The sequence below is a fragment of the Plantactinospora sp. BB1 genome (assembly GCF_003030385.1).
Lineage (GTDB): Bacteria > Actinomycetota > Actinomycetes > Mycobacteriales > Micromonosporaceae > Plantactinospora.
Genome location: NZ_CP028159.1, coordinates 1,851,402 through 1,870,127, shown reverse-complemented (window position 1 = coordinate 1,870,127; position 18,726 = coordinate 1,851,402). Strand labels below are relative to the sequence as shown.

Here is an 18,726-nt window from a genome sequence, read left to right as displayed (position 1 = left end):
GCTTGCCGGCTGCCAGAGGTTACTACCGAGTCACATCCGGATGCGACCCCTGCGCGGCTTGTTCCTACTCCCGATCGTCGGGTTTTGCCGTCTTGCGCAGCACGATGGTGAAATTCCAGCTGAACGTCTCCCGCAACACCGGGACTCGGGCCACCCAGCGCGCCCACCCCGGGTGGTACCGGGGCAGCACGTCGACGATCTCGATCAGGCCGGCGCGCCGGGCCGCCCTGGCCCACCGCATCGCCCGCGCGGCGCTGACCGGGAAGAGGGTGTGCCCGACCCGGTTCTTCGGCTCCCGGCCGTTACGGCGCAGGTAGCGCCGTCGGGCCCGCTCGCCACCCAGGAAGTGCCACGGCGACGTCTCGTGGCCGCCCCACGGGGACAGCCACGGGGTGAACGACACGAAAACGGTGCCGCCGGCCCGGGTCACCCGGACCATCTCGTCCAGCATCGCCTCGGGCGCGGCGACGTGTTCCAGCACATTGGACGAATAGCAGACCGCCACCCCGCCGGACCGTACGGGCAGCGCGGTCCCGCTGCCCCGTACCATGCCCGACACGGCGGCACCGGCCGCGGCGAAGTCACCGACGGCCGGGTCCAGCCCGAGGTACGCCGCGCCGGCCCTGCGGAATTCGGTGGCGAAGTAGCCGGGGCCGCCACCCACGTCGAGGACCCGCGCTCCAGCCAGATCCACATAGGACTTGAGCTGGCGCACGGAGTCGTCGGCGAGCAACGAGTAGAACCGGTCGGGGTCGGACTGTTCGTGCAGGAACCCCCGGAACAGCGCGATCGACCGACCGAGCGTCGCCCGGTGCCGCTGCTCGCCCGGCCGCTCCGGCCGCTCGTCCGGCTGCTTCGGCCGCTCGTCCGGCTGCTTCGGCGACGGCTCCGGCTGCTCCGGCTGCTCCGGGTCCGGCTCCGGCTGCTCCGGGGCCGGCGACGGCCCGGGCTCCGGCCGCAGTTCGGTGTCGGTGTCGGTGTCGGAGCCGGTGTCGGAGCCGGTGTCGGACCTGGACGGGCGGCTGGCGGTCGGCGCCACGGTCGCCGCGACGGCGCACACCGCCGTGAGCATCGCCGTCTGCACGACGGCACCGTGCACCCACTCCTGCCCGTGCCCCAGCATGCGGCCGAGGACGGCCGCCACGATGCCGCCGGTACCGGCGACCAGGGCTATCCCCGGCAGTGCACCCGGGCGCAGCAGGCGTACCAGCATGGCGGCGAGCAGCAGCGCGGTCGCGGCCGCACCGCCGAGGGCGACCGCGAGCGCCACCAGCGGCACCACGATCCACCAGCCACCGACACCCGACGAGAGTTCCGTCGCCGGGCCGTCGGCCGGTCGGCGGCGTCGGGCCACCGGAAGCGCGGCGAGTCCGACGAGGAGCACGGCGGCGGCGCCCGCCGCCAGCCCGACCCGGTAGGGCCGGTCCGGGGCGAAGCTCAGCGTCACGGTGCCACCGGCACCGGCCGGCACCTCGAACGCCTGCTGCCAGCCATCGACGCGTTCGGCCCGCAGCCGCTCTCCGCCCAGTGTGGCGGTCCAGCCGGCGTTGAAGTTCTCCGGTACGACGAGCAGCGCCGCCTCGCCCGCGCCGATCGTGACCGTCCGTTCGGTGGCCTTCCACCTGTCGACCCGCACGTCGCGGGACCGGGTGGGCGCCGCCGGGCCGGCCCCGGCCGGCACGAGCGCCGCCGAGTCCACGACGAACTCGGCCGACGGGGCCGTACGCAGGCGGTGCTCGCCGGCGGGGAGCTGCACCCATTCGCTGGCGAAGTCGTCGCAGACGGTCACCGCGAGCGACCGGCCGGCGCGCAGGTCGGCGAGGGTGCCGGAGACCGACGTCGGGTACCCGACGCCGTCGAGCGTCACCGTCGGCCCGTCGCCGCACGGCACCGACACCGGTGGGTCGGCATCGGCCGGCGCCAGGAGGTCGGCCAGCCCGGGAACCTCGACCTCGGCGACGCCGACCGGTGCCGGCCACGCGCTGCCTCGGGAGTCGGCCACCGCGCCGTCGAACCCGCTCACCGTGACGTCCAGTCGGTCGGTCGTCGACCTCGGGAAGCGGATCCAGCCGTCCGCGCCGACCGGCGCGCTGGTCGCACCGCTCCCGGTACGCAGCACGACCTGCCGGGGCACGGCGGAGACCGGCGCCGTCGGCGCGACCAGTCGCAGCCGGTCGATCGTCCGACGCTCGTTCCAGCGCAGGCGCAGCGTCGGCCTTTCGTCGACCGGCTCCGCGAGCCATGCCGTGGCCGGATCGCCGTCCACCGCCGCGCCTGCGCCGACCGAGACGTCCCCGGCGAGCACCGACGAGGCCGACGCGGTCACCGGGCGCCGCACCGGCATCGACCCGTTCATGCGCGGTCGCGCGGTCAGGCCCAGCGAGTACCTCGCTGGCACCGGTGTGGCGAAGAACCGGTCCACGCCCAGCGGTTCCTCGCCCGAGCGGGCCAGGAACTGGTCGCAGCGGAGGCCGTCCGAGCCGGTGAAGCAGGCGCCGCGCTCCTGCGGGGCACGGCCGAACGCGTACGCCGGTGCCGGCCCCCCGCTCAGGTCGGCCGGCGCGCGCAGGGCACGGTGGGCCGTCAGCCCCGGAACGCCGAGTTCGCGCAGTGCCACCGGGCCGCCGCTGTAGCCCTGGCGAAGGGCGAGCACCGTCACCCGTACGGTCGTGGTCAGGCCGGGGAGCGTCTCGAGTCGGTGTGGCCCGGGGGTGTCCGGCACCGCCCGGTCGACCTCGCCCTGGTCGGTGCCGACCCGCACCAGCCCGACCGGGAGCGCCGCCCGCAGGTCGTCGGAGAAGTCCACGGTCACCTCGGTGACCCGGCGCGGCGTGTCCAGGGTGACCTCCAGCCACTGGCCCGGGGCGGGTTCGAACGGGTCGGAACGCCAGGCGGTGGTGGGGTCGCCGTCGAGCGCCGCGAACGGCAGGTAGGACGGCTCGGTGCCGCCGAGCGAGTCGGCGAAGCTGGCGCCGCTGGACGCGTCCACCGAGCGGATGCCCTCGTACGCGGCAACGGTCTGATGCCCGGCGGGGGCGAACGGCAGCAGGTCGCTGCGGAGCCGTCCCTGCCGGGTCGCCTCGTCGGCGGTCAGGGTGTGGCTGACGTTGTCGCGCATCCGGCCCACGTTCAGCTCGCGTCGACGCAGCCCGTCGGTGACGATCCGCGGGCCGGTCGCGTCGGCGGACTCCGCGTCGCCGGTCAGCAGGACCGGCTGCCGGGGGTCGAGCAGCCCCTGCTCGAGCACCCCGAGCAGCGACTCCGGCCCGCCGCTGACCACCGGCACGTCGGCGCGGGCCGACGCTGACACGGTGGGGACCGCACGGTCAACGGCGAAGATCTCGATCACCGGTACGGACTCGGCCGCGTCGACGGGACTGCGTTGCGGATCGTCGACGCCCACCGTCGGACCGAACGACGCGGCCCGCCGCAGCCCGGGGGAGTTCGCGATCGCCTGCCGGATGACCGCGACCGGCGGGGCGCCGCTGGCCGCCCGGTCGATGTCGTGCCGGACCAGCAGGTAGCGGTAGCCGGAGCGGGCGAGGAAGTCGGCGAGCGCCGGTGAGCCACGGCCCTGCGCGAGGACCGCCTCGACGGTGTCCATCACCCGGATGTTGCCCTCGGAGCCGAGCGGGATCTGGTGTCGGGTCGCCCAGGGGGCGCCGGCCAGCGGCTGGATCGGCTCGTCGACCGTCCGGCCCCAGGTGTGCTGCGCGAACCCTGATCCGGGGACGACCAGCGTGCGCGCCCGGGAATCCTGGGCGGCGAGCCAGTCGGCCGCCTGCCGCCAGTGCCCGGGCAGGTCCGTCCAGCCCGGACCCGGCCGCAGCATGAGCAACCAGGCGGGCGCGGACGCGACGATCAGCAGGGCCGCCACGACCGGCGCCACCGGGATCCGTACCCGGGGTCGGGCGATCCGGCGGCTGGCCGCGTGCGCGAGGCCGAGCAGCAGCGGCAGCCGCAGCACCGGCTCGAACTTGTGCACGTTGCGCAGGGGCGCGAGTGGCCCGTCGAGCAGGTCGCGGACGAACGGGGCGAATGGGCTGTCCAGGGTGCCGAGGTAGCCGACGGTCAGCAGGGTCAGCCCGGTCAGCACGCCGAGGACGAGGAACCGGCGCTCGGGCAGGCCGCGCAGCGCGAGCCCGACCAGGCCGACCAACGCGACCAGCGCGGTCGTGACCATCAGTACGGGGTTGTCGACGAGCATCCAGCCGGCCGGCCACCACGGTTCGCCCTGGACGATGTAGCCGACCCACTGGTTGGTGCCGCGTACGGCCTGGAAGAGCGAGGTCACCGCAGTGGTCGTCACAGACGACTCGATGTAGTCCAGGAACGGCAGGCTGTACTGCCCGAAGAGCAGCAGCGGCACCACCCACCAGAGGGTCGCGCCCGCCACGAAGACGCACCACCAGGCGCCGAGCACCGCCAGGTGCCGGTCCCAGCGCCGGGTCGCCAGCCAGAGGACGGGCAGCACCAGCGCCATCACGGTGGCGGCGGCGTTGATTCCGCCCATGAAGAGCACGGCCAGCCCGGAGAGGGCCGCCGCACGCCGGGCCGAGCCGATGCGGCGCACCGCCACCAACGGCAGCAACACCCATGGCAGCGCGACCACCGGCAGCATCTCCGCGGAGAGGGGGCCGATCTCGGTCAGCATCCGGGGTGCGAGCGCGTAGGCCAGCCCGGCCAGCAGCCGCCCGGGCTCCGTACCGATCCGCAGCGCCCGGGCGAGCAGCACCACGCCGAGGTACCCGGCGCAGAGCAGGAGCGCGCTCCAGGCTCGCTGGGTCACCCACGGGGGCAGGCCGAGCAGGTCACCGGCGGCGAAGAACGGGCCCATCGGGAACAGGTAGCCGTACGCCTGCTGCTGCAGCTCCCCCGAGGCCGCCTCCGGGTTCCACAGGTGCAGCGCCCGGGCCATGAACCCGATCGGGTCGACGGCCAGGTCCAGCTTGGTGTCGAAGGTGGTCCGGCCGGGGCGCTGCACCACGGCGAGCACCACGAGGAGGAGCGCGCCCGCCGAGGTCGCGAGACGCCGCCGGCGACGGCCCACCGGATCGGCCCCGCCGGTCGCGTCTGCCGGTCGGGCCGGGGTCGGCCGGGAGACGCGGTCCCGCGTGCTGGCCGTCATCGGCGGCACTTCGGCGGCAGGCAGCTGAACTCGGCCAGCGCGGAGAAGAAGATCTGCTGGATGCCGGACGGTCGCGGGGTCAGTGCGACCCGGCCGCCCGTGGCGCGGGCGATCTGTCGGAGTTCGTCCGGATCGATCTGCGGGCCGACGCCGATGAACAGGATCGGCAGGGGACGGCGCTTGTCGCGCAGCCTGGCCAGCTCGTCCAGCAGCTTCGCGCGGCTGATCCCGCTCGCGTTGTCGTCCTTGCCGTCGGTCAGGACCAGCACCATGTTGATCCGCCCGGCGGTCCAGTTCCGGGTCGCGTCGCGGTACGCGGCGAGAGTCGTGTCGTAGAGCCCGGTCGCGCCGTTCGGCTTGACGCGTACCCGGTCGAGCGCCTTCGCGATCTCCGCGCGGCGCGGGCCGACCGGACCCACCGGTATCACCTCGCGGTAGTCACGCTCGCCGTCCAGGTTGGTGGAGAACTCCCAGACGCCGAGTTCGGTGGTGCCGAGAAGCAGTTCCGCACCGTCCTGGGCGGCCTTGATCGTGGCGGAGATCCGGGTCTCCGCCGAACCCGGCATCCGTGCGGCCATCGAACCGGAGATGTCCAGGACCGCCAGCATCCGGGCGCTGATGTGCACCCCGCCCCACGCGTTGATCAGCGCGGTCGCGTCCGCCTCGGCGGGCAGGGGCACCGGCGGGTACGTCCCGGTGCGGATCCCGTTGCCTGCGGTGATGCCGGCCGGCGGCCCGCCGCTCGGGGTACGCAGGCCGTGGCCGGTCACCGCCGCCGCACCCTCGGCGGCGAGCATCCCGCGCAGGAAGGCGGCGGCGCCCTCGCGGGCCGCACCGGCGGTGAGGATCGCGTACGGGTAGTCCGGGCCGGGCACGGGCCGAGGCGGGTAGACGGCGACCTGGCGCGTGCCGCCCTCGACGGCGGCCAGCAGGACGTCCTGCTCCGTGCTGACGACAGCGGATTCGGCCGCACCGGGGCCGGTGGGCACGGGGGGCGCACCGGGGAACGGCACGGTACGGGCCGCCAGTCGACGCATGATCGCCGCCGCGCCGGCGGACGGTTGGGCGGTGTCGGCGAGCGCCCGGGCGGCCACCAGCGCGCCGAAGCCGAGCGGGCTGGCCGTCGGGTCGGGCAGCGCGACGGGCAGCGGTGGTCGTTCGGCGGCGACCAGCGTGGCCCAGCCGAGGGTACGGTCGCGGCTGAGCCGCGCGTGCGACCGCACGTCGAGCGACAGCACGACCGGGGTACTCGCCACGGAGACGCCCTCGGCCGGCACCTGGAAGGCCCCGGCGGCGCGCGCCCGGCGCAGCCACAGGGTCGACTCCGGCAACCAGGCGTCGGGGGGAGCGGTGGCCGTCGCCGTGGCCGTGCTGGGCGGCGGGTTCGTCGGTGTGCCGGGTACGGCAGCGTCGGCCGCCCGCGTCGTGAGGTCGCGCAGCACGTCCGCGGACTCGCGTGGCTGCACCAGGACGTCGAGACAGCGTTCCCGGGCGACCAGGTCGCGCGCGACCTGTCGGGCGGGCGGCTCGACGCTCGGTGCCACCGCGATCCGGAGGGTGGTCCGTTTCGTGCAGGGCGGTTCCTGCCGGGTCCGCTCCAGATATGTGCTCGCACCCCAACCACCGAGCACCGCGACCAGCGCGCCGCTCAGTAGCAGGACCGGCCAGAACTCCGGCCGGGTCCGCAGGCCGCCGTTCGCCACGCGTCCTCCTCAGTGACGTCACCGTTGCGGATGTCTGCAGAGCGCCCTAGTGTGACCCAACCGCGAACCGTACTCGCTAGTAGGGGTGGATGAGTAGGCCATGACCTCCGGTCCGCACGTCCTCTTCCTGAGCTGGCGGGACACCCGCCATCCAGAGGGCGGCGGTTCGGAGGTCTTCCTCGAACGGGTCGCAGCCGAGCTGGCCGCGCGCGGTTACCGGGTGACCCTGTTCTGCCAGTCGCACGAGAACGGCCCCGCGTTGGAGGCGATGGCCGAGGGGGCCCACATCCTACGCCGCGGTGGCCGCCACACGGTCTACCTGTACGCGGCCCTGATCTACCTGGCGGGCACCATCGGCATCGGCCCGCTCGCCCGGCGGCGGCTCGGCCGGCCGGACGTGATCGTCGACGTGTGCAACGGCATGCCGTTCCTCAGCCGGGTCTACGCCCGCCGCCCGGTCATCGTGCTGGTCCACCATGTGCACCGTGAGCAGTGGCCGGTGGTCTTCGGCCCCCGGGTGGCCCGGATCGGCTGGTGGATCGAGTCCCGGCTGGCGGTACGGGTCTACCGGACCTGCCGGTACGTCACCGTGTCCGAGTCGACCCGCCGGGAACTGGCCGGGCTCGGGGTGGACCCGGGCCGCGTCGCGGTCATCCACAACGGAACGCCGGACGTCGTCGGCCCGCCGGTGCCGCGGACCGCCCACCCGAGCCTGGTGGTGCTCGGCCGGCTCGTTCCGCACAAGCGGGTGGAGCTGGCGCTGCGCGCCACCGCGCTGCTCGCGGCGGAGCTGCCAGGGCTGGAGCTGGTGGTCGCCGGTCAGGGCTGGTGGAACGAGCCGCTGCGGCAGCTCGCCGCCGACCTCGACATCACCGAGCGCGTCCGGTTCACCGGCTTTGTCCCCGAGAGTCAGAAGCACGAGCTGCTGTGCCGCTCGTGGGTGTCGCTGCTGCCGTCGCTCAAGGAGGGTTGGGGGCTGACGATCGTGGAGGCCGGCGCCCGGGGCACTCCGTCCGTCGCGTTCCGCGCCGCTGGCGGCGTCGCAGAGGCGATGGCCGACGGGCAGACCGGCATCCTGGTGAACGACGAGGCCCAGTTCTTTCACGCGGTCCGGGCGTTGCTGTTGGATCCGGACCGGCGCGCGGAGATGGGCACGGCGGCGGTGGCCTATGCGCGCCGCTTCACCTGGTCGGTGTCGGGGGCGGCATTCGCGGAGGTGGTTGCCGGGCAGTTGCCGGCAGCCACGTCGGAGCTAGCGGATCAGCGGGTGCCGTAGACGTTGCTGACAGCGGTGTCGGCGGTCTCCTCGGCGACGTGGTCGGCGGACGGACTCACCGCTCCGACCGTCGCGAGGAGGCTGATGAATCCCAGTGCCGCGCCGAGGACGGCAGCGACGGCGAACGTGGCCAGCTTGGCCATGGCTCTACCTCCCCGGGTTCGCAAGTGCGCGGACCATACCACGATCTACGCCGATTGAGCAGTAGCGCCAGGAGAGCGAGAACCACGACCGCCGCGGCGAGCAGGTGCGCGGCGGCCACGGGCCAACGTCCGGCGGCGGGCGGTGGCGGGACGGCAGCCGGGTTCTCCCACAGTTGGAGGTGCGGGCCGGTGTGCACCGGACGCAGGCCGGCGAGGGCGGTCGCGGGCCACTCGACGCCGGGTTCGCGCCGGATCAGCACCCACCGGATCCCCAGCCCGGCGAGCGGGCCGTCGGCGTCGAGAACGGCGCGGACCCGCGCCGCCCGGGGATTCTCGCCGTCGACCGTCACGTCGCCGACCCGCAGCGCGTCGTTCATCAGTACCGGCGCGTCCAGGTAGCGCGGCGCCGGGTCGCGGACCACGATGCCGCGGGCCCAGTCGTACCGCTGGTAGCCCTCGAACGGCAGCGAGAGCACCTCGCCGGGGGTGTCGGCGACCCGGGCCGCCACCGCGTCCCAGTCGGCCGGGTAGATCACCGGCCGGAGCTGCCCGGCGGCACCGAAGGCCAGGTCGGGCAGGATTGCCACCGGCAGCAGCGCGGCCGCGACCAGCACGACCCGGCCCGCTGCGGCGTCGAGGCGGCGAGCCAGCCGGCCGGCCAGCACCTCGACGCCGAGGGCCACCCCCACCGCCAGCAGGAGCGCGTACGGGATCAGGAACTTCTGACCGTCGCGCAGCAGCCCGGCGCCGGGAACCGTGCCGACGAGCCGTTCCAGGACCGGCGCGCCGGGCCCGGTGCCCGCCGCGGCGAGCAGGAACGCGCCGGCGGCGAGCAGCCCCAGCCGGCCGGCCCCGCCCGGCCACCGCCGACGCAGTTCTCGCAGCCCGAGCAGGGCCACCGCGAGCAGCACCAGGGTCGCGACCGGCACGAGCGGCGAGGCCCGGCTGACGGGAACCGTCTGCGCGTTCCAGATGCCGCCGGTGCCGGCCAGCGCGGTCCACGAGCCGCCCCAGTTCTCGGACCGCGCGGCGAACGCGGCGACGCCCTCCGGGTCAGACCGGCCGTCGGCGGCGCTCGTCGCGGCCGCGACGAGCCAGGGCGCGTTGAGTGCGGCGACCACGCCGAGGGCGGCGGCGGTGGCCCGGCGCCAGCCGGCGAAGCCACCGGGCAGCAGCACCGCCACGGTGCCCAGCGCGATCACGCCGCCGGTCGGGGTCACCGCGGCCGGCGCCGCCGCCAGCGCCAGGCGGGCCAGCCCGCCGGGCCGACCGGTGCGTACGTCCCGAACGGCGGCGACCAGCCAGGGCAGGGCCGCGTACGCGAGCAGCAGGCCCCACTGCCCGAGCAGCAGCCGCTCGGCGAGGTACGGCGTCCAGGCGTAGGCGAACGCGCCGGCCACTCGGGTGAGCGTCCGCCCGGTCGGCATCAGCCGGGCCATCCCGAGCGCCGCCAGGTAGACGATCGCGACCAGCGCGACCCGCTGCACCAACCAGCCCGGCGCGACGAGGTTGGCGGCCGACACCAGCGCGTCCAGCGGCACGGCGCGCGGCAGGGCGTCGGCCGGCGCGACCATCTCCCAGCTCATCGGCTGGCGTGGTACGAAGACCATGTCGTAGCGCAGCACGTAGCCGGGCAGGGCCAGCGGGGCGAGTACCACGGCGGTGATCGCCGCCGCGACGGCGTGCGGCACGGCGCGCGAGATCAGCCGGCGGCGCACCGGCTACCCGACCGGCTGTGGCACCAGCGCGCCGATCTCGATCTCGTCGGTGCAGAACGAGGCCGCCGGGTCGGCCACCGTCAACTGGACCGCATTGCCGCCGCCCGACACGAGCAGGAACATCGCGTTGAGCCCGCGGTGTACCTCGAACGGCACCACCTCGCTGTCGCCGAGTTGGAACATGGCGGTGGTGTCCCGGTCGCTGATGTAGGCGATCCGCACCGCCTGCCAGTAGTCGACCACCGTGCCGGCCAGGGGGATCCGCGCCGGTCGGCCGCCGGTGACCTGGTAGCCGCAGCCCGGCGCCGGCCCGGGTGCCGCCTTGACCCCCTTGACCCAGGCCGGGCGGACGCGGCCGGATGCGTCGAAGACCCACAGCCTCCGGGCCTTGGTGACGAAGACGGGTTCTTCGTCGAGCGGCGCGAAGAATCGCGACTGGAGGTTCCACGGGTGGGCCAGCCCGGGGACGACGATCTCGGGCACCGGCTGGTCCATGAACACGGTTCCGGGCTCGGCGGCGGCCAGGTCGGCGCGGGCCGTGTTGAGATAGTCACGCCCGGCCTTGGACTGCCAGTCGGTGCCGAAGTCGACGCCGCTGTAGACGCTGCTGCCGACCAGCAGGACCAGGCCGACAGCGAGCGCGGTGGCGAATGCCTGCGGGTGCCTGCGGATGGGTGCCGGCTCGGTGGCCTCGGCCGGCTGCACGGCTCTGGCCGGCTGCACCGCTTCGGCAGGCTGCGTGGCTTCGGCACGCTCCACGGCTTCGGCAGGCTGCGTGGCTTCGGCACGCGCCACGGCTTCGGCAGGCTGAGTGCCTTCGGCAGGCTGCACGGCTTCGGCAGGCTCCGTTCGGCGCAGGCCGCAGAGCGCCACGCCGACGCAGAGCGCCGCGACCAGCAGCACGTCGCCGAAGTATCGCGGCACCAGGCCGGCCACACCACTGAACCCGGACCCGAGCCGGGTGGCGCCGATCAGGCCGGCGCCCAGCGCGGAGTAGAGCAGCAGCAGGGTCCACGCCCGGACCGCCACCGCGCGGCGCAGCCACAGCGTGCATCCGACGAACGCCGCCACGATCACCCACGAGACCACCTGGGCGGTCGGGGTCAGGGCGACGACGGCGGGACCGTCCGAGGCGTCGAGCCAGGTCCATGGGCCGCCCACCAGGCCGGTGGGGAGGGACTGCCCGTAGAACTGCTGAAGGAACGTGCTCACCTCGGCCGCCGAGACCGGCTCGCGCAGCGTCGAGGCCGACATCGACAGGTACCCGGCCAGGTACACCACGGAGATCCCGCCGAGCACCAGCCAGGCGGGCCACCAGCGGCGGATCGTCGTCAGCACCGCCCGCAGCGGCCCGCCCGGTGCGTAGAGGCAGAGCGTCAACAGGAAGACCGCCGCGACCACCAGCAGTGCCTTCTCGAAGAAGAGCAGGGCGACGACGACCGAGGCGCCGAGCGTGACCAGGTGGCGGGGCCGGCGGGTACGGAGGTAACGCACCTGGGCCCCGACGGCCACGATCATGGCCAACTGCATCGGCAGCAGGTTGATCGCCACCGCCCACCACGCGCTGTCCTCCAGCGTCAGCGGGTTGAACACGAACAGGCAGAGCGGCAGCAGCATCGCCCAGCCCGCCGGGAGCAGGAGGCGCAGCAGTCGGTAGAAGGCGATGCTGACGGCCACCTGACCGATCAGCATGAGCGTGGCGTACGGCCAGTACTCGTACTCGGTCAGCCGGTGGGTTGCCCAGGTGAGCAGCCGGGCGGCCGGCATGAAGTGGTTGTTGTAGAGCCCGAAGAGGTGCTCCGGACTCAGGCCACCGGCGTCGGCCTGACCGATGATCGGAAAGTCGTCGCTGGTGAGGTAGCCGCGCGTGGTGATCGAAGCCCGCCAGAGCACGCTCGCGGTGATCAGCACGACGGCGGCGAGGTGGACCGGGTCGACGGCCTTGGCAACGGTGGTGTTCGGCGCGGCCGCACCGCTCGACGCGGCCGTGCTGCCCGGCTCCGTCATCGGCTCGGCTCCGCCCGACGGAACAGGACCATGTTGACGTAGCGGGGCCGTGGGTCGATGATCCGTCGGGCGAGACTCTGCGTCACCCGGCGGACCGCCGCCCGCTGGTGCCCGACCAGGTCGAAGTCGGCCAGCGGCACCCAGCGGTCGTCCGGCATGACGTACGGCTGGTAGCCCCATCCGTCGAGCAGCGCCAGCACCGGGTCGATCGGCTGGATCCGTTCCTCGAGTTCGATGAGCAGCAGCGGACCGTCCCGTCGGATGGTGCGCTCGGCGCCGCGTAGCGCCGGCAACTCGTGGCCCTCGACGTCGAGCTTGACGAACCGCACGTCGGTGAGGCCGAGGCCGTCCACCGTGATCCGTTCGACCGTGACCGACGGGCCGTCGCCGTGCTCCACGGACGAGGTGCCGATGCCGGGACCACCGGCGGGAACGAACAGCTCCGCCGTGCCGGACCGGTCGGAGGCGACCGCCTCGACGACCCGTACGTCCGGGTAGGCGGCGGCCACCGACCGGGCCAGTTCGGCGGCCGGCTCCACCGCCACGACCCGGTCGGCCAGCCGCCGCAGCCCCCGCGTCCACGGCCCGTACCAGGCGCCGACGTCCACGGCGGTGCCGCCGCGCGGCAGGTAGGAGGAGAGCCGGGCGAGTTCTGGTTCGACCCGGGGATAGGCGAGCCGAACGGTGGCGCCGACGGCACGGGCCGGGAGCCTGCCGGCTAACCGCGAACTCAGTTCCGTGGACAGCGTGCTGGCCATGGTGTGGAACCTTAGACCCTTTCCTACGGGTGGGTAGACCCGAGGTTTCCTCACCAGTAACCTGCACTGACCAGCGGACGATTTCCGCGCCGGGCCGGCGGAAAGGTGCGGCGATGACAGAGGCGGACGGTGCGGCGGTCGACGTCTGCGTCGTGGGCGGCTGCGGGCGGGTCGGCCTGCCGCTCGGCATCGCGCTGGCCTCGCGCGGCCTGAGCGTCGTGCTGTACGACATCGACGCCGCCGCGGTCGACCGGGTCAACTCCGGCGCGCTGCCCTTCGCCGAGGCGGGCGCCGCAGAGCTGTTGACCGAGGCGCTGGCCGCCGGCCGGTTGCGCGCGAGCACCGCGGCGCCGAGCGTCGGCCTGGCCGACACCCTGGTCGTGGTCGTCGGCACCCCGGTGGACGAACACCTCAACCCCGACCTCGGCGCGGTGCCCCGGGCTCTGGAACGCTGTATCGAGCACCTGCACGACGGGCAACTGGTGATCCTGCGCAGCACGGTCTACCCGGGCGTGACGGCGCTGACCGAGAAGCTGCTGGCGAGCCGGGGCCTCGCGGTCGACGTGGCGTTCTGCCCGGAGCGGATCGCCGAGGGCCGGGCGATGACCGAGCTCTTCACCCTGCCGCAGATCGTCGCGGCGCGGACGGCGAAGGCCAGAGAACGGGCCGAGCTGCTCTTCCGCCGGCTCACCGACTCGATCGTCGCGCTGGAGCCGGAGGAGGCCGAACTCGCGAAGCTGTTCACCAACACCTGGCGGTACGTCAAGTTCGCCACCGCCAACCAGTTCTGGATGATGGCCAACGACTTCGGGCTCGACTTCGCCCGCATCCGGCACGCGGTCGCGTTCGACTACCCCCGGGCGGCCGACCTGCCGATGCCCGGCTTCGCCGCCGGACCGTGCCTGCTCAAGGACACCATGCAGCTGGCGGCGTTCAACCGGAACAACTTCGTCCTCGGCCACTCCGCGATGCTGATCAACGAGGGCCTGCCGCTGTACCTGGTCTCCCGGCTGGAGGACCGGTTCGACCTCGCCACGATGACCGTCGGCATCCTGGGCATGGCGTTCAAGGGCGGCAGCGACGACACCCGCAGCAGCCTGGCCTACAAGCTGCGCAAGATTCTGACGCTCAAGGCGGCGCAGACCCTGTGCACCGACCCGTACGTGGTCGACGACCGGCTCCTCCCCCTCGACGAGGTGCTCCGGCGCGCCGACCTGCTGGTGATCGCCGCGCCGCACGCCGACTACGCCGACCTCGACACCGACAAGCCGCTCATTGACATGTGGGGCCTGACCGGGCAGGGCGTACTGGTGTGAAGCCCCAGGTCACGGTGGTCATCCCGGTCTACAACGAGGGCGCGGGCGTCGTCCGCTGCCTCGATCGCATCCTGCGCGAGGTGTTGCTGCCGGCCGAGGTGCTCATCGTGCACGACATGCCGGAGGACACCACCGTCCCGTACGCGCTGGAGGTCGCTCGCCGCGATCCACGGGTCCGCCCGGTGCTCAACACGTACGGGTCCGGGCCGGCGAACGCGATCCGGTTCGGCATCGACGCGGCGCGGGCGCCGGTCGCCGTGGTGACGATGGCCGACGGCTGCGACGACCCACGGCAGATCGACGAGCTGGCCCGGCTCGTCGACCGTGGGGTGGTGGTCGCCGCCGCGTCCCGCTACATGCCCGGTGGGCAGCAGGTCGGCGGGCCACGGCTCAAGCGGATGGCCTCCCGGTGGGCCGGGCGCAGCCTGTGGCTGCTGGCGCGGGTCGGCACCCGCGACGCGACCAACAGCTTCAAGGCGTACGACACCGACTTCGTCCGGGAGGTCGGCATCGAGGCCCGGACCGGGTTCGAGATCGGCATCGAGCTGACCGCGAAGGCGACCCGGCTGCGCCGCCCGGTCGCCGAGATCCCGACGATCTGGCTGGATCGGCAGCTCGGCGAGTCGCACTTCGACCTGGGGCGGTTCCTGCCCAGCTATCTGCGCTGGTACTTTTTCGCGTTCGGTCGGCGGCTGACCGCGCAGCAGCTCGCCGCGCGGTGGGAGGCGCGGCGCCCAGCCTCCCCCGCGCCCACGCCCGCGTCTGCGCCGGACACCGCGACCGACGGCGTGGGCTCCGACGACGTGGTGACCGACGACGTGGTGACCGACGACGTGGCGCGGTAGAGGAGATACGGATGGCGACGGTGCTGGTCACCGGCTCGGCCGGCTTCATCGGCGGCTACCTGGTCGAGGAACTGCTCGGCCGCGGGCACGACGTGGTCGGGCTCGACAACCACTCGAAGTACGGTCCGGTGGCGCACAGCTACGACGACCATCCCCGCTTCCGGTTCGTCGAGGGCGACGCCCGCGACGCCACGCTCCTCGCCGACCTGCTCGCCGGCTGCGACCACTTCGTCGCCGGCGCCGCCATGATCGGCGGAATCTCCTACTTCCACACGTACGCCTACGACCTCCTCGCCACCAACGAGCGGATCATGGCGGCGTCCTGTGACGCGGCGATCGCGGCGCACCGCGCCGGCCGGCTGCGCAAGGTCACCTATCTCTCGTCGTCGATGGTGTACGAGTCGACCGACCGTTGGCCCAGCCGGGAGGGCGACGAGCGGCAGGTCCCGCCGCCACTGTCGTCGTACGGCTTCCAGAAGTTGGCGGTCGAGTACTACGCGAGGGCGGCCTGGGACCAGTACCGACTGCCGTACACGATCGTGCGGCCGTTCAACTGCGTCGGCGTCGGCGAGGGACGGGCGCTCGGCGAGGCGGAGGTGCTCTCCGGCAACGTCAAGCTGGCGATGTCGCACGTGGTCCCCGACCTGGTGCAGAAGGTCGTCAAGGGGCAGGACCCGCTGCGCATCCTCGGCAGCGGCGAGCAGGTGCGCCACTACACCTACGGCGGCGACCTGGCGCGCGGGATCGCGGTGGCGATGGAGCACGAGGCGGCGTACAACGAGGACTTCAACCTCTCGACCGCCGAGTCGACGACGGTGCTGGAGCTGGCCGAGCTGATCTGGCGCAAGATCAAGGGCCCGGACGTGCCGTTCCGGTACGTCAGCGACGAGCCGTTCGCGCACGACGTGCTCAGGCGGGTGCCGGACGTCGCCAAGGCCCGCGAGGTGCTCGGCTTCACCGCGACGACCGGCCTCGACGCCATGCTCGACGAGGTGATCCCGTGGGTTACCCGGGCCGTGCACGACGGCCGCCTCTAGAGCGGGCCGGACCCGCCGGCCCTGGCGCGGGGCCACCAAGCGACCCATCTCCCGGACAGTTGAGGCCATGACCGTGACGACCTCCGCCCCGCGGCGCGTCGGCGTCTCCGGGGTCGCGGTGGCGATGGCAGGTGCGCTGACCAGCGGCCTCGGCTATCTGGTACCCGTCCTGGGCGCCCGACATCTCGGCCCCGGCGACCTGGGCGCGCTGGCCACCGTCCTCGCGATCGCGGCGATCGCCGGCGTACCCGGAACGGGGCTGCAGATCGCGGTCGCGATCCACCGGGCCCGTACGCCGGGCGCGGCGAGCGGCCGGATCGGCTGGCTGACCGCAGCCGTCTGTGCCGGCGTCGTGCTGGTCCTCACGCCGGTGGCGAGTGCGCTGCTGGACCTTCCGCCGGTCGTGTCGCCGCTGCTCGCCGGCTACACCGGCGCCGTGGTGGTGGCCGGCAGGTGGCTGGGCGAGCTACAGGGCGACGAGCGCTTCCTGCGCCTGGCGGCCGGCATGGCGGTGTTGGCCGTCTGCCGGTACGGGGGCCTGGTCGCCGGCCTGCTGATCGGCGCCGGCCTGATCGGTTCGGTCCTGGCGGGTACGGCCGTCGCGTTGCTGATCCCGCCGATCCTGGCCCGACTGGCCCGGTCGCGGGCCGACGCGTCCGGCGGCACCGGCATCGCCACCCGCCAGGTCGTCACCGCCTGCTCGGCGACGCTCGCGATGCTCGTCGTCTCCTACGCCGACCTGCTCCTGGCCCGCCATCTGCTACCCGCGGACGCCTCGGGCGCCTACGCGGTCGGCACGGTCCTCACCAAGGGCGCGCTGTGGGCGCCGCAGGTGGTCACGGTGCTGGCGCTTCCACGCCTGGCGCGGGGCAACCGGCGGGCCCTCATGATCGCCCTCGGGCTGGTGACCGGCTGCGGCGCGTCACTGGTGGGGGCGTCGGCGCTCGCCGGTGGGCTCGCGTTCCGCCTGGCGGGTGGCGCCGACTACGTCGACCTCGGCCGCTACGCGCCGGTCTTCGCCGCCACCGGCGCCCTCTACGCGCTGGTCTTCGTGCTGGTCAACGCCCAGGTGGCGGCGGGCGCCAAGTGGCCGTCGGCACCGCTGTGGGCGGCGGCGGTCGGCCTGCTCGTGGTCACCGAGTGGCTGGCGCCGCACACCTTCACCGCGATCCTGTGGTGCGCGGTCGGCACGGCCGCGGTGGCACTCGCACTCACCGCGGCCGCAACCCGCCGGGGTCAGACGAGCCGGCGGATGTCGCCGTACGCCCGGTAGAAGCCGCCCCGCCCCGCCTCGCGCACCTCGCTGACCAGGTAGCGGGCCCTCGGCTCGCGAATGCCCTTGGGGAACTGCACCAGCCAGTCCCGGCGGTACCCGTCGGAGAGCACCCGGATCCGCAGCCGGCCGCCGTCCTCGACGCACTCCACCAGCACGCCGTCGCCCGGGTCGTGGGTGATCTCGACCGTGGTGGATGGCACCACCGTCGGCAGCCGGGGCGGCGCCTTCACGTCCAGCACGTCCGGCACACTGCCCTGCTCGGCCGCGCGGATCGCCGGCTCGCTGGCGTCGATGCAGGCCAGCGCGCCGGTGGTGGTGACGATGTAGAGCCGCTGCTCGTGGTATTGCATGGAGTAGGCCGAGCCGCATCCGGTGCCGAGCTTCCAGAGCCGGTTGCCGGCGGCATCGAAGCAGTAGACCGAGGACGAGCTGTCCCCGGCGAAGACGTACTCGCCGCCGGGGGCGGTGGCGCAGGAGTAGATCGGGGCGTCGCACCGGTAGATCCGCTCCGACTGGCCCTGCTTGCTCAGCCGGGTCACCTGGTTGGCCACCGTACCGGCGTAGACCGCGCCCGGCTCCTGCCAGCCGAACAGCACCGCGCTGGTCGGCCGGTGCCACTGCGGCTGCCCGGTACGCCAGTCGTAGCTGGTCACTCCCTTCGAGGCGCCGTGGTAGATGGCGTCCGCGTCACAGCGCACCATCCAGCCGGCCCGGCCGTGGCCCTGACGACGCCAGATGAACTCGTCCTCGTGGTCGATCGCCGCGACCCCGCCGCCGGAGTCGGAGACCCCGAGCACACCGTCGTGGATGTCGAGCCAGTAGATGTCGATGTCCGGCGCGATCCGGTAGGCCAGCCGGGGCACCTTACCGGAGATGTCGTAGACGTTGCCGTCGTCGCAGCCGGCGTAGCGCCAGTCGTCGTCGGCGACGATGCACTTGACCCCGTCGGGCAGCCGGTACTGCTGCACCACCTCGGCGTCGTGGCTGAGCGTGGTGATCACGCCGTACTCGTTGCCGACCATGCAGCCCTGCCGGTCGACGAAGATGCCGAACGCCGGGGCGCCCGATTCGTAGCGCCAGAGCACCGGTGCCCGGCGGGCGGTGGAGCGGGTGCTGACGATCTGCCGCCGGGAGACCGCGCGCTTCTGCCGCACCCCGGGCACGGCCGGTGCGTAGCCCTTGCGCACCTTCTCGCCGATTTTCTTGGCCGCTTCCTTCCGGGCTCTGTCCACATTGGTGAAGACGTTCCGCTTCACCTGGCCCGAGTCGCCGATCCGGCCGTAGCGAATGGTCAGCTCCGGGCCGTCGACGGTCACCTCGTAAAACTTGTGCGAGCCACCGTCCGCTTCGGACAGTTCGAGGTAGGTCGTTTCCTGTGCCATGGGGGTCTGCGCCTCCGGGGTGGGGGGTGACAGCCGCCGGCAGGAACACCAGCGGTGGCGACGGACGAGACGGTAGCCGCCGGCACCGACAGAATCCGGCCGTCAGCCCGCGGGTACCCGGCCAGTGGCGTGGGCCG

At 73.5% G+C, this 18,726-nt stretch carries 10 protein-coding genes and 1 pseudogene; 5 read left to right on the top strand and 6 right to left on the bottom strand.

Annotation, left to right across the window (positions count from 1 at the left end; translation table 11 throughout):
* Positions 1 to 64: 64 nt before the first annotated feature.
* Together C6W10_RS07920 and C6W10_RS07915 are read right to left on the bottom strand one after the other, a co-directional pair.
* On the bottom strand, positions 65 to 5,128 hold the full coding sequence (locus tag C6W10_RS07920; RefSeq protein WP_107263749.1) for an alpha-(1->3)-arabinofuranosyltransferase family protein: 5,064 nt from the start codon (positions 5,126 to 5,128) through the stop codon (positions 65 to 67).
* The gene (locus C6W10_RS07915; protein WP_107257498.1) at positions 5,125 to 6,831 is read right to left on the bottom strand and encodes a substrate-binding domain-containing protein; all 1,707 of its coding nucleotides are present in this window, start codon (positions 6,829 to 6,831) and stop codon (positions 5,125 to 5,127) included. The genes C6W10_RS07920 and C6W10_RS07915 overlap by 4 nt, the downstream gene beginning before the upstream one ends.
* Positions 6,832 to 6,931: 100 nt before the next feature.
* On the opposite strand from C6W10_RS07915, the gene C6W10_RS07910 reads away from it, so the two are divergent.
* Positions 6,932 to 8,107 carry a glycosyltransferase family 4 protein gene (locus C6W10_RS07910; RefSeq protein WP_107257497.1) on the top strand — a complete coding sequence of 392 codons (1,176 nt, stop codon included), beginning with the start codon at positions 6,932 to 6,934 and terminating at the stop codon, positions 8,105 to 8,107.
* 187 nt (positions 8,108 to 8,294) lie between these two features.
* Here C6W10_RS07910 and C6W10_RS07905 read toward each other — a convergent pair.
* The 3 genes and pseudogenes from C6W10_RS07905 to C6W10_RS07895 form a co-directional block, all read right to left on the bottom strand.
* Positions 8,295 to 9,968: pseudogene (locus tag C6W10_RS07905) on the bottom strand (hypothetical protein); the annotation flags it as partial.
* Positions 9,969 to 9,971: 3 nt separating this feature from the next.
* On the bottom strand, positions 9,972 to 11,975 hold the full coding sequence (locus C6W10_RS07900) for a hypothetical protein (RefSeq protein WP_107257496.1): 2,004 nt from the start codon (positions 11,973 to 11,975) through the stop codon (positions 9,972 to 9,974).
* Entirely contained in the window at positions 11,972 to 12,733 is a 762-nt protein-coding gene (locus C6W10_RS07895) for an FkbM family methyltransferase (RefSeq protein ID WP_107257495.1), read from the bottom strand. Before C6W10_RS07895 ends, C6W10_RS07900 begins: the two co-directional genes overlap by 4 nt.
* Before the next feature lie 113 nt (positions 12,734 to 12,846).
* On the opposite strand from C6W10_RS07895, the gene C6W10_RS07890 reads away from it, so the two are divergent.
* From C6W10_RS07890 to C6W10_RS07875, 4 genes are all read left to right on the top strand, one after another.
* A complete protein-coding gene (locus tag C6W10_RS07890) occupies positions 12,847 to 14,049 on the top strand; it encodes a nucleotide sugar dehydrogenase (RefSeq protein ID WP_107257494.1) in 1,203 nt (400 codons plus the stop codon).
* A complete protein-coding gene (locus tag C6W10_RS07885; RefSeq protein WP_107257493.1) occupies positions 14,046 to 14,894 on the top strand; it encodes a glycosyltransferase family 2 protein in 849 nt (282 codons plus the stop codon). Before C6W10_RS07890 ends, C6W10_RS07885 begins: the two co-directional genes overlap by 4 nt.
* A gap of 11 nt (positions 14,895 to 14,905) precedes the next feature.
* Positions 14,906 to 15,931 carry an NAD(P)-dependent oxidoreductase gene (locus tag C6W10_RS07880; protein ID WP_107257492.1) on the top strand — a complete coding sequence of 342 codons (1,026 nt, stop codon included), beginning with the start codon at positions 14,906 to 14,908 and terminating at the stop codon, positions 15,929 to 15,931.
* A 67-nt stretch (positions 15,932 to 15,998) separates the two neighbouring features.
* Positions 15,999 to 17,204, top strand: coding sequence for a lipopolysaccharide biosynthesis protein (locus C6W10_RS07875; RefSeq protein ID WP_107257491.1), 1,206 nt, complete (start codon positions 15,999 to 16,001; stop codon positions 17,202 to 17,204).
* Here the strand turns inward: C6W10_RS07875 and C6W10_RS07870 are convergent.
* On the bottom strand, positions 17,168 to 18,589 hold the full coding sequence (locus C6W10_RS07870) for a WGR domain-containing protein (RefSeq protein ID WP_107257490.1): 1,422 nt from the start codon (positions 18,587 to 18,589) through the stop codon (positions 17,168 to 17,170). The genes C6W10_RS07875 and C6W10_RS07870 overlap by 37 nt on opposite strands.
* Positions 18,590 to 18,726: the final 137 nt, after the last annotated feature.

Excerpts from the sequence above, each read along its gene's own strand:
- C6W10_RS07890 (WP_107257494.1), top strand. The coding sequence starts at position 12,847 with ATGACAGAGGCGGACGGTGCGGCGGTCGACGTCTGCGTCGTGGGCGGC.
- C6W10_RS07910 (WP_107257497.1), top strand. The coding sequence starts at position 6,932 with ATGACCTCCGGTCCGCACGTCCTCTTCCTGAGCTGGCGGGACACCCGC.
- C6W10_RS07880 (WP_107257492.1), top strand. The coding sequence starts at position 14,906 with ATGGCGACGGTGCTGGTCACCGGCTCGGCCGGCTTCATCGGCGGCTAC.
- C6W10_RS07875 (WP_107257491.1), top strand. The coding sequence starts at position 15,999 with ATGACCGTGACGACCTCCGCCCCGCGGCGCGTCGGCGTCTCCGGGGTC.
- C6W10_RS07900 (WP_107257496.1), bottom strand. The coding sequence starts at position 11,975 with ATGACGGAGCCGGGCAGCACGGCCGCGTCGAGCGGTGCGGCCGCGCCG.
- C6W10_RS07920 (WP_107263749.1), bottom strand. The coding sequence starts at position 5,128 with ATGACGGCCAGCACGCGGGACCGCGTCTCCCGGCCGACCCCGGCCCGA.
- C6W10_RS07895 (WP_107257495.1), bottom strand. The coding sequence starts at position 12,733 with ATGGCCAGCACGCTGTCCACGGAACTGAGTTCGCGGTTAGCCGGCAGG.
- C6W10_RS07870 (WP_107257490.1), bottom strand. The coding sequence starts at position 18,589 with ATGGCACAGGAAACGACCTACCTCGAACTGTCCGAAGCGGACGGTGGC.